This window comes from Verrucomicrobiota bacterium (assembly GCA_016200005.1).
Classification (GTDB): Bacteria; Verrucomicrobiota; Verrucomicrobiia; order Limisphaerales; family PALSA-1396; genus PALSA-1396.
The window spans coordinates 73,522-85,403 of sequence record JACQFP010000007.1 but is presented as its reverse complement, the minus strand read 5'-3'; the positions used below and the strand labels follow the sequence as shown (position 1 = coordinate 85,403).

The following is an 11,882-nucleotide window of genomic DNA, read 5'->3' as shown; positions in this document are numbered from 1 at the left end:
CAGGCAATTAATATTTTTGTTTAAGTTCAAGCTGGGCCTTTTTGCCGGGCGTGGATTTGGCGTCAACCTCCGTCTCTTCATTCTTGGAGTAATAATCGCTGTAGTAACCACTGTAGTAATAGTAATTCTCGTCCTGGGACATGTTGATATTGTTGAGCACAATCCCAATCAGGTTGCCGCCCACTTTTTCGACCATCTGCTTGGCGCGAATGGTCATCGGCTGCGGATAGCGGCGGTACTGCACGACTTGAATGGCCAGGTCCATTTCACTGGCCAGGATGGCGGCGTCGCTTAATCCCATCATCGGCGGCGAATCAAAGAAGATAAAGTCGTAGCGTTGCTTCACCTCGCGCACCAGATCCTCCATTTGCTTGGAGTTCAAGATGCCCATGGAACTGCTCGGCAACTTGCCGCTGGGCAGAAAATCCAGGGTCGGGATACTGGTGGTCTGAATCACTTCTTCCAGGGTGTTTTGTTTTAAGAGGTAATTGGTCAGACCAGCAGAGTTGGAAAGCCCGAGGATTTTGTGAAGGGTCGGACGGCGGAGGTCGGAGTCCACAAGGAGGACATGCTGGCCGTTTTGCGCAAACACGGTGGCCAGATTGAAGACGGTGGTCGATTTTCCCTCACCCGCCCCGGCGCTGACGACCACAATGGCGGTCAGTTTGTCGTCCTTGCGGGCGAAGAGCAGGTTGGTGCGCAAGACGCGATAGGCTTCCGCGTGCGGGCTTTCAGCGCCTTCGTTGATGATGTAGCCGACGTTCTGGGGAATGACACCCAGCACCGGCGCTTGCAGGGATCGCTCCACTTCGTCAATCGTTTTGACGCTGGTGTCCAGATACTCGATGAAGAAGGCCAACCCGACGCCGACGAGCAGCCCCACAATGATTCCGAGGATGATGTTCAAGGGCTTGTTGGGTTTGACGGGACGCAAAGCCGGCTCAGCTTTGTCCACGATCGACACCATGGAGGTTTTCGGAAGGAGCGCGTCGGTCGTCTCCAATCCAATTTTGTAGTTTAGCATTTCGCGGAATTTCATCTCGCTTTCCAGCAGCCGCTTTGCCTGGAAGTAAGGGCGGCTTCTTTCCGCAACCTCAATGTCCGTTTTCTTGGCGTTTTCAACCTTCGCTGACAGACTATCGACTTCTGCTTTTTGCTTTGCCAATTGCACCTTCAGGCCTTCGAGAATCCCCTCCACCCGGTCATCGATTTGCGTATTAAGCTTCTCGACCAGGGCGGTCGTTCTTTTTATTTCGGTGCTTTCCGGGCCGTAGTCTTTGTTCTGGGTGACAAGCTGTTGTTCAGCCATGTTCAAGCGACTCAACAGATCATTCAGAGCCAGGTCCTGCATGGCGGTGGGCAGGGTTTGCCGGAGCTTCAACTTATCCAATTGCATGAGCTTTGTCATCAATGAAGCCACCCCGATATACTTGGTCTCAGCTTCACTCAGCGCGACCTGGTCACGCTGCAAGATCATCGGTTCCAACGTGTATGAAGGACCATTGCCCGCAGCATCGGTATCGGAGATCTTCAGATCTTTGCGAAGTCCGTCCACTTCCTCCTGCGCTTTCTTAACCTTGTCATTCTGGTCATCCCACTGTTTTCGCAAGGCCTTTATCCCCCCCTCGGCCAATTTCTGCCGTTCATCGGTCCGATACTTCCGATAAACTTCGGCGATTTCATTGGCGATGACGGCGGCTTCCCGCGGGTCTTCGCTGAACACCCTGACCTCCATCAGGCTGGTGTTGCGGAATTGCCGGACGTCCAGTCGCCGTTTGAGTATCGCCATGCAGTCGGAGGGCTTGAGGCCTTCGGCGTTATAGCGCTTCGCCCATTTCGTGTTGAGGTCCAGGTTCTCAATCACTTTGGGGAGAACCGCCTGCGATTGGATGACCTCGAACTCCGTCTGGAGCATATAAGGATCGTAGCCGCTCCTGGGTTGCCGTTCGGTCAGGGGGTTGATGTCCGAGACCTCGCCTTCAATCTTGATCCGGACGGAACTGGCGTAAGACACGGGCAGGATATAGGTCACGACGGTGGCGGTGATGACCACCAACAGAAACACCGCCAGGATGACGGTCTTGCGGATTCGGATGATGCGCCAGTAGTCGAGGAAGTGCAGTGTGGTTTCCGGTGGCGGAGCAATTTTTGGATTTTCCATAGGTCAAAAAAAGAGAGGCCAGATCGTGTTATCCCAGCCTCCCATCGTCAATTGTTTCAATGTAATCGAAATCGTTATTAGTAGCTGGCAGTTACGCCGACATACGCCCGGTTACGGGAGAAACTGCGCCCGCTGAGATCGGAAATGAGCCGGTCATAATTATAACCCACTTCCGCCGAGAGATACTGGTTGAAGCGATAGGCCAGATTCAAGCCGACCAAGTAAAAGTTATCGACCTCGCCATCCGCCGGAATGCCGCCCGTAGCCGTCCCATCATTCAGCCTTGAGCCATTAGCCACGGAATGCTGGAACTGGCCCATGAGGTTGCCAGTCAGATTCGGTGTAATCCGGTGGTTCAGTTGCAGGTAAACGCCCGTTGACTCCTGGTCCAACACAGCGATATCGGTCGCATTGCGCCCATGCCGGACGCCGAGTTGCACGGAACTTCCCGTTGTATAGTTGTAAGTCAAACTGGCGTTCGCGTAAGGACTGATGATGTTGCCCCTGGTGCTATCGTTAAAATAATCAACGTATTGTCCGCCGACGCGCACAGAACCTGTCAAATCAGGTCGGAATGTTTGGTCGGCACCGATGTAAACGTAATGCGAGCGGTTGTTGCGGGAATCAGCCGGGACAGTGGCAGGAGGAGGAATCGGGCTCGCGATGGTTTCATTGCTCATGAAATCGACAATCCCGAATTGATACCCCAAAACCCCGACTGTTTGGCGCAGCATTTGCCAGCGCAAATCAATGTTCGCCAAGTGTTCCATGCGATCCAGCAAATAGGAGCGGCTGGGGGGTATCACGTTCTTATCATCATCCGTCTGATCATAATCGACGAAAGTGTTGGAGTAACCGAGCGCCAACCCCAGCAACGTGGTCAGTTGGGCGTTGAAATTGACGGCGGCCCGATTGCGAATGTTGTTGCCTTCAGTGCGCACCAAAGTGCCGCCCGAAGGTTCGAGCAGTTCCGGCTCCTGGGCCAGCGCAAACGAGTCGGTCAAATCCAGACTATACCGCTCCGTAAACGTATGGCTCAATATGGCGTCGAACTGATGGGTCTGATCGTATTTGTTCTTTTCCCGGTCAATGTAGTATTTCAAATCGTAAATGTAACGCAGCCCAATGTAAGTCTGGTCCAGCGGAAGATTCAGGCCCAGCTTGGGCATTACCTCAAAACCGAAACTGTCGAGTTTGTTTGTGCCGGCAGGAGCGGTGTTATAGTTATCATCGTAGAAGCCGCGCAACGTCGCCGAGATGCTCCACGGTTTGGACGTTTCCTGAGTTGATAATCCCGGCGCATAGGCCGCTTGGAGACCTGCAGCACCGAATGCGACCAGACCAGCAGAGGCAATGATTTTTTTCATAAAACGATTTTCGTTACGTTACCAATTCGCCACACGGTGAACCTGACAGTGAAAGCCGGATACATTTACTTGAAAAAATCGGATTCTGTCAAACAAATCTTCACGCTATTTTTGCTTTATTCGTGGCCAAATCGATCTGCTTTCCGGGTTACCGGTTGCCGGTTGGTCCGGCCTGATCACCCCCAAGATTCGTCCGAAAACGACCCGCCCGCCGTCGAGACGAAAGCTCACCTGCCAGCTCCGCTGAAGGATTGTAGGAGTAAGTATTGGGGATCGGTGTTGCGTGTGAACAAATCAAGTCGTCCGGAGAACACATAATCAATTGACCCCCGAATCGTAAATGCGTTCAATACTTTTCAACTTTGCCGCGCGGCGGGCCAGACAGCGCCACCGCAAACGGAATTGCCCGTGTCGTTGCTACACTGTAACAACTCCACCGTCCGGCGTCGGATTCATTCCCCCAGCCGGTCAGCCACGCTGGCCAATTTCGTCTGCTCGAAATCCATAATGCTTTTCCGCGACGCGGCGGCAACGAAATTCAAAGAGTGGTTTCACCGGGCTGTGAGGCCGTAGAAAAGACTTGCGCCATTTGGCAATATGCGGAAAGCCGTCGCGTGCCTGGAACAGTGGCGGGGCGCAATCCTGATTCAATTCCCGCGACGTTTTCAGGCCCCGCCGGCTTTGGCGGCAGACTGCGTCGGTTGGACGGTCAATCCCCGCCACTTCGCGCTTGCCAAGCCGTGCTGTGCCTTGCAACGTTTACGCGCTGGTTTTGGGCGCGGTTAGCTCAGTGGTAGAGCATTACCTTGACACGGTAGGGGTCAGAGGTTCGAACCCTCTACCGCGCACCATTCCAATCAAGTCAGAATCTTGGTCACCACTTCGCCGAACACATCCGTCAGGCGAAAGTCGCGGCCTTGGAACTTGTAAGTCAATTTTGTGTGGTCGAGTCCCAGGCAATGCAAAATGGTGGCCTGTAAATCGTGGACATGGACCTTGTCCTCGGCGACGTGATAGCCCAGTTCGTCAGTGGCGCCGTAAGTAATGCCGCGTTGGATGCCGCCGCCCGCCATCCAGATGCTGAATGCGTGGGGATGATGGTCGCGGCCGATGAGATCGGGGTTCTTGCTGCGATCCTCATTCATCGGCGTGCGGCCGAATTCGCCGCCCCAAACCACCAGCGTGTCCTCAAGCAGGCCGCGTTCTTTGAGGTCCTTGATCAAGGCGGTGCAGGCTTGGTCGGTTTGTTTGGTCTGGCGCGCCAGTCCATCGCGAATGTCGTTGGCCTTGCTGTCACCGTGTTGGTCCCAACCCCAATGATAAAGTTGCACGAACCGCACGCCGCGCTCCAGCAGGCGACGGGCGAGCAGGCAGTTGTTGGCAAACGACGCTTTGCCCGGCTCTGTGCCGTACAATTCGTGAATCGCCTGTGGCTCCTTGTCGATCTCCATCAACTCCGGCACGTTGGTTTGCATCTTGTAAGCCAGCTCGTATTGCGCAATGCGTGTGAGCGTCTCCGGATCCCCGACACTCTTGAGCTGCATTTCGTTGAGGTCCTTGAGCGCGTCGAGTGAGTGGCGGCGCGTCTCGGCGTCCATGCCGGGCGGGTTGGAAACGTAAAGCACCGGGTCGCCTTGCGAACGGCATTGCACACCCTGATAAACCGTCGGCAAAAATCCGCTGCCCCAGAGCGAAGCGCCTCCGTCCGGAGACTTGCCGCCGGAGACCAACACGACGAACGCCGGCAGATTCTGGGTCTCACTACCCAGACCGTATGTCAACCATGAACCCATGCTGGGCCGTCCCAACCGCGACGAGCCGGTGTGCAGAAAGAGTTGTGCCGGCGCGTGGTTGAACTGCTCCGTGTACATCGACTTGATGACGGCGACGTCGTCCACCACCGTCGCCAGGTGCGGCAGCAACTCGCAAAGTTCCGTGCCGCACTTGCCGTGACGCGCGAACTTATGCGGGGTGCCGAGCATTTTGGGAACGCCCTTGATAAAGGCGAAGCGCTCCTTCTTGAAAAGCGATTCGGGACAAGGTTGTCCGTTCATTTCGACGAGCTTGGGCTTGTAATCGAACAAATCGAGCGTCGAGGGCGCTCCGGCCATGTGCAGATAAATCACGCGTTTGGCCTTCGGTGCAAAGTGCGGTTTTCTAGGAGCCAGAGGATTGTCGGCGGAAACAACTGACGTTGCCGCAAAAAGTTTTTCGTTCAACAACGAGCCCAACGCCACCGAACCGATCCCCGCCGCGCATCGACCGAAGAAGTGTCGCCGCGTGATGGCTTGCAAACTCTTATTGTAATATTCGTTAGAGAACGGATTCATGAACTAACCCTTTGTAATCGTTTCGTCCATGTTCAACAACACATTCGCCACGACCGTCCACGCCGCGAGTTCCGCGATGCTCATTCCTTCGGGTGGTTTGCCCAGTTCGCTGGTGGCCATTTTTTCCGCTGCTTCGCTGTTCCGCCTGAAGCGCGCCAGTTCCTGTTCGTAAAGCGCGACCAGCCGTTTGAGCTCCTGTGGCCGCGGCGACCGCGAGAGACAAAGGCGCAAAGCAAAGGCGGCTCGATTTTCATTGTTCGTTCCCCCTTCCGTCATCATGCGCCGCGCCAGCGCCTGGGCAGCTTCGATGCAGGCCGGATCGTTGAGCAGCGTCAAAGCCTGCAAGGGCGTGTCGCTGCGCGAGCGTTTCACCACGCAGAACTCGCGGCTCGGCGCGTCAAACGTGGTCATCGCCGGATGTGGATTGGTCCGCCGCCAGAAGGTGTAAAGACCGCGACGATATTTGTCCTCACCCTTGCTCGTCTCCCATTTGTCGCCGCTATAAACGACCTGCCATAGTCCCTCCGGTTGCGGTGGCATGACACTCGGCCCGCCAAGCTTGGGACTGAGTAAACCGCTAATCGCCAGCGCCTGGTCGCGGATCATCTCCGCTTCGAGTCGCACGCGCGGGCCGCGCGCCAGCAGACGATTGTATGGGTCGCGCTGGACGAGTTCGGGTGTGACGCGCGAGCTTTGACAATACGTGGCCGACATCACGATCAACTTGTGCATCGCTTTCATGTCCCACTTCTGGCGCATGAACTCGGTGGCCAGCCAGTCGAGCAACTCCGGATGCGAAGGCGGTTCGCCTTGTGTCCCGAAATCCTGGACGGTCTCCGCGATGCCGATTCCGAAATACTGTTCCCAAAACCGGTTCATGGTGACACGCGCTGTCAAGGGATTGTCTTCGCTGACCAGCCAGTGAGCGAGGTCCAGCCGGTCGGGCAGCTTATCCGGTGTGCGCGCTTTGAGCGGATGAAACAGCGCCGGAGTGCCGGGTTCAACCTTGTCTCCTTTGCTCAAAAAGCCACCGCGAATCAACATGTGGGTTTCGCGCCCCTTCGCCAGTTCCTCCATCACCGATGTGGTGGGAATGGTCTTGTCCAGATCGGATTCCGCCTGGCGCACTTTCGCCAGTTCGTCGCGCAGGGGTTTCAACTCTGGCGCGATGGAACGATAATGCGCGGTCAAATCCTCCTTCTGTTTATCAGTGCGCTCCGCTTGAGCGACGGCCAGAATTTTGCGGATTGATTCGGGCACTGTCGGCGCGGGCGTCGGTTCGTCCAGCGCAGTCACCGACAACCGAAAGCGTCCGATGTTGGCTTCACCGAATTGTGATTCGTGACGGAGAGTGATTTTCAACCTCGTGCCCTGATCGAATTCAACGCGGTTGGAAATCGTGAAGTAGGCAGAACGCTCCACGCGGAACTTTTCGTCGCCCGCGCTGACCGCCCAGCCTGGACCAGGTTTGCCATCGATCAAATTGGTGACGCTGTGGCCGTCCTGTGAAAAATCGGCGCTGGCGCTCTGAAACACAATTGGGAGGGCGGGTTGCGATTTGTCACCCGGAATCAACTCAGCTTCAAAGCGGCTGAGGACAAAGCTGCCGTTCGGATGACGGCCCAGTGATTTTTGCGGCAGGTTGGCATCCGGTAGAACTTCCAATCGCACGCCAGTGACTTTCTTGAGATCAGTGCCCACGACGACGGTGTAAACATCGTTGGAAGGATTCTTACCGCCGGCGAGAAGCGATTTGTCTTCCGTCTTCGTGAACGTCGCGCCGCCGGCTGAAGTGAACTCCGTAGGATCGAGTACCAGCCAATTGGCCAATCCGGCGACCGTTTTTTGTTCCCACTTCGTCTGCGATTCAACCAGCTCCGGCGTTTGAGCATTATATTTCTTATCCAGCACGACGATCTCCTCACGCAATTTGCGCAGTTGCTCGGCCTGTTGTGAGGTTGGCAATTTCATCACCGGCTTTTCGTCGTCGTTGTCGGCGTCGGCGGTGTTGTTCAGGAGCGCGTAAAACTGGTAATACTCCTTCATCGTGAAGGGGTCGTACTTGTGGTTGTGACACTGGCAGCAGCCAAAGGTCGTGCCCATCCAGACCGACATCGTGGTGTTGATCCGGTCCACAATCGCTTCATGACGAAATTCCTCGTTGTCCGTGCCGCCTTCGGTATTGGTCATCGTGTTGCGATGAAAGCCAGTGGCAACTTTCTGCTCCTGCGAAGCGTCCGGCAGCATGTCTCCGGCGATTTGTTCGATCGTGAACTCGTCGAACGGCAGGTTGCGGTTCAACGCGTTGATCACCCAATCGCGATACGGCCAGATCGTGCGACGGTTGTCCTTTTCATAACCTTGCGTATCCGCGTAACGGGCGAGGTCGAGCCACGGCCTTGCCCAACGTTCTCCGTATTGCGGCGAGGCCAGCAGTCGATCGACGACTTTTTCGTAGGCCTCCGGACTTTTATCGGCCAGAAAATCGTTCACTTCCATCAATGTCGGCGGGAGTCCGATGAGGTCCAGACTGACGCGGCGGAGCAATGTGGCCCGATCCGCAGGCGGTGATGGCTTGAGTTTCTCTTTTTCCAAACGCGCGAGAACGAAGTAGTCGATGTCATTGTGCGGCCATTTTTTATTTTGGATTTTAGGCAATGCCGGGCGCGTTGGTTTGACGTAAGCCCAATGCTTCTTTTCCGCCTCTTCCGGCCAAGCAGCACCTTGCTCAATCCACGCCTGCAACAAACCAACTTGTTTTTCACTCAAGCGCTCCCCCTTGGGTGGCATCATTTCATCCGGGTCTTGGCTCGTGATTTTCTGGATCAACGGGCTGTCATTGATTTTGGTTGCGACAATGGCAGGTTTGCCGGAATCGCCGCCGCGAAAGGCGTTCGATTTTCGGTCGAGGCGGAGGCCGCTCTTCTGTTTCTGTGCGCCGTGACATTCGTAGCAGCGGCTTTCAAAGATCGGTCGGATTTCACGGCTAAAGTCCACCTTGGCTTGCTCTGCGACGAGCGTTTGGTTGCCAGGAGGCCCACCGAACAAGGTAATAAGACCGAGGAGCAGAATTCGCGGAACGAACATTTGTAAAGCTGTTTTGGCCGTTTTCACAATCTGAAAACTCGGGTTTGTATTGTTGATCATATTAACCTCCTCAACATTTCACGGCAAATGAAAATGCGGCAAAGATGTCGCTCACGGCGGTGGAATCGGCTGATCCAACGCCCACAAGATTCCATTCAGAAGCAGGCGACGAAAGGCGGGTAATTGAAAATCTTCAGGACTTCCCAGCGACGTGTAGAAAACGCGGTGGTGGTTGCTCGTGTTCACCCAGGCGACTGGCTCGATTGTTTCGTTGCCTGCGACGTGTCCGGTCATGAGTAGCGTCACCGTTGGTGCCGGGTTGCGGCTTTTGTAAAGATGCGACATTACCGGGAATTCATCTGTTGGAATTCCCGTTAACACCGGATGAGTCGAGGCGGCAATGGTTTTCAACAGCGCCGCCGGTTGGTTGGCCGGTTGCTTGCCGTAATGCCCTTGATAGTTCGCACCAAGGACATCGACATCGAACGTGCTCCACGCCTCGTGACGATCATCCGGCGGCTTCGCATCGAATGCGTGGCTGGCGGTACGGATGCCCACCGATGGTTTACCAGCGTTCAGGTGTTGGCGGATGAGTTCAAGCTGCTCCTTTGGTGGCGTGCGACGACGAACGCTGACCACGAGCAGGTCGGCATTCTTGATGGCTTCGATTCCGGAAAAAGCATTCGTGTCACTGGCATCAGCATGAAGGAACGTGCAATTGAAACCACGAAAGGCGAGTTCCTTTTTGGCGAATTCCGGGAGCGTCTCCGCCGTGTGATATTCCGGTTCATTGATGAGAAAGGTGATTTGCGGACGTTTGTCATCCTTAAAGCGGAATGGTTGTCCGCCGAGAATGTCCGCGCTGGTAATGGAGGGACACCAAAACTTTTCGATGTGTTCGACGACAAGTTCCGTGCCGGCAAAATGACTGACGAACGGACGCTTGCGCGAGTTGTACATCGTGTCGGTCATGTCACGCATCAGCAGGACGTTCTTCCCCACGCTCACCATCTGCCGGATGGAAAATGGCCGGCCCAGCACGCACATGTTGGCGTGTACACCCATGATGATGACGTTGTCGATGGCGGCTTGGTGCAGCAGATTATAGACTTCCTCACCGTTGTCCGTGATGGCGTCTTCCGGTGCGACTTCCAGCGTCGCGATCTCACGTTTCCACGGACCGCCTTGTTTGCACTGTGGCTGATCGTCGCAACCGCCGTCGGAATCATCAATCGGCAACGGGCCTTCCTTCGCCAGGTTCAAAGATTTCCATTTGCTCACGTCGGCGGGTGGTTTGACTTTGGGCGCATCCTGGGCGCGTTTGCGTTGCGGCGTGCCCTCGTAAAACTTCATCGTGTCGCTAGGACAATGAATGATGAACACGCCGCGTCGGCGAGCTTCCTTGATGACGTCGTTCATTCGCGGTGCCATTTCGGCGACGCGCTCCGTCGCGCCTTTGCACCAATGCTGGTCCCACATGTCGCAGATGATGATGGCCGTTTTCTTGGGATCCCATTCGACAGTTCTGTTGACGATCTCGTACTGGCCGCTGCCCTTGGGCGTTTCGACCCGGCCTCGCGCCGAAAGCGTGATTGGTTTGGATGAGTCCGCCGCGATCCCGGAGAGACAAACGAACAACAAGGCGGCAGCGAAAGCTGTGCGGTGGTTTTTCAGAAGGGTCATGGGTGCGATAATAGACAGGGTGACCATCTATTTTCAATCAGGGAAGTTCGCGAGTTGTTCGAGCCGGTTGGCATTCGGCTGGTCAGTCCGCGCGGCGCTGCAACAGCTCCGCCGACAATTGGTCCACGCGCGACACTCCGGAAAGCGCCATGGTTAGATCAAGCTCGGCCAGCAGCGCCCGTAATACGGCTCTGACTCCGGCCTCTCCTGCCAGTGCCAAACCATACACGTACGGCCGGCCCAACAAGACCGCTCTTGCACCCAGCGCCAGTGCTTTGACGACATCCGCTCCGGTGCGGATTCCGCTGTCAAAGAGCACGGCCATTCTTCCCGCGGCGGAAATCACCTCGGGGAGGGCGTCGAGCGCGGCCACGGCGCCGTCCACCTGCCGGCCGCCGTGATTCGAGACGATGACGCCGTCCATGCCAAGATCGGCGGCGCGGCGGGCATCGTCGGGATGGAGGATTCCCTTAAGCACCAATGGCAGACGCGTGTGTTGTCGCAAAAATCGCAGATCGTCCCAAGTCACACTCGGATCGGAGAACAGCGCCGACCAATGGGCGATGGCCGCAGCCATGTCCTCTCGCGGCGGCTTCGCCAGGCCGGCGCAAAAGACCGGATCGGAAAGATAGTTGGCGAGGCCCTCACCACGCAGGAATGGAAGATAGGCCCGTTTCAGATCGCGAGGCCGCCAGCCGAGCAGCATGGTGTCCAATATAACGACGATCGCGCGGTAGCCCGCTTGTTCGGCACGGTGCAAGAAACTCGCGGCGAGTTCCCGGCTCCTGGGCCAGTAAAGTTGAAACCAGCGGGGACTCGATCCCATCACTTGGCCGACCTCCTCCAAAGTGCGCGAGGACGCCGTGCTCAATATCATGTTCAACCCCAGTCCCGCCGCTGCGCGCGCCACGGCCAGCTCTGCCTCGGGGTGAACGATGCTCAACACACCGACCGGGGCCAGCATCACCGGAGCGGGCATCGGTGTGCCCAGCACCGTCGTTCGCAGATCGCGGGAAGCGACGTCGCGCAACATCCGGGGCACAATGCGCCAGCGCCCGAAAGCCTCACGGTTCGCCCGCATCGTTTCCTCGGCGCCCGCGCCGCCGGCGACGTAACCAAATCCGCCCGGACTGAGTTTTTCGCAGGCCCGTTGCTCCAACTCGCTAAAACTGAAAGGAACCTCCGTCACCCTCGACGCCGGTCCGGGGTTGTAGATTTCGAATTGGTAATTGCCGAATGGTGTGTCAGCCATGG

At 56.4% G+C, this 11,882-nt stretch carries 6 protein-coding genes and 1 tRNA gene; 1 reads left to right on the top strand and 6 read right to left on the bottom strand.

Annotation, left to right across the window (positions count from 1 at the left end; genetic code table 11):
• Positions 1–7: 7 nt before the first annotated feature.
• Positions 8–2,161, bottom strand: coding sequence for a polysaccharide biosynthesis tyrosine autokinase (locus HY298_02920; protein MBI3849232.1), 2,154 nt, complete (start codon positions 2,159–2,161; stop codon positions 8–10).
• Positions 2,162–2,238: 77 nt separating this feature from the next.
• The gene (locus HY298_02915; protein ID MBI3849231.1) at positions 2,239–3,528 is read right to left on the bottom strand and encodes an outer membrane beta-barrel protein; all 1,290 of its coding nucleotides are present in this window, start codon (positions 3,526–3,528) and stop codon (positions 2,239–2,241) included.
• Between the two features lie 776 nt (positions 3,529–4,304).
• Here HY298_02915 and HY298_02910 point away from each other — a divergent pair.
• Positions 4,305–4,379 (top strand) — tRNA-Val (locus tag HY298_02910).
• A 6-nt stretch (positions 4,380–4,385) separates the two neighbouring features.
• Here HY298_02910 and HY298_02905 read toward each other — a convergent pair.
• The 4 genes from HY298_02905 to HY298_02890 all read right to left on the bottom strand — a co-directional run bounded on the left by HY298_02905 (position 4,386) and on the right by HY298_02890 (position 11,880).
• Positions 4,386–5,858: a DUF1501 domain-containing protein gene (locus HY298_02905; GenBank protein MBI3849230.1), complete on the bottom strand. Its 1,473-nt coding sequence runs from the start codon at positions 5,856–5,858 to the stop codon at positions 4,386–4,388.
• Between the two features lie 3 nt (positions 5,859–5,861).
• Positions 5,862–8,972: a DUF1553 domain-containing protein gene (locus HY298_02900; protein ID MBI3849229.1), complete on the bottom strand. Its 3,111-nt coding sequence runs from the start codon at positions 8,970–8,972 to the stop codon at positions 5,862–5,864.
• 84 nt (positions 8,973–9,056) lie between these two features.
• A complete protein-coding gene (locus tag HY298_02895; GenBank protein ID MBI3849228.1) occupies positions 9,057–10,628 on the bottom strand; it encodes a ThuA domain-containing protein in 1,572 nt (523 codons plus the stop codon).
• Positions 10,629–10,710: 82 nt separating this feature from the next.
• Positions 10,711–11,880 (bottom strand): alpha-hydroxy-acid oxidizing protein, encoded by a 1,170-nt coding sequence (locus HY298_02890; protein MBI3849227.1) that lies wholly within the window; start codon positions 11,878–11,880, stop codon positions 10,711–10,713.
• Positions 11,881–11,882 lie beyond the last annotated feature (2 nt).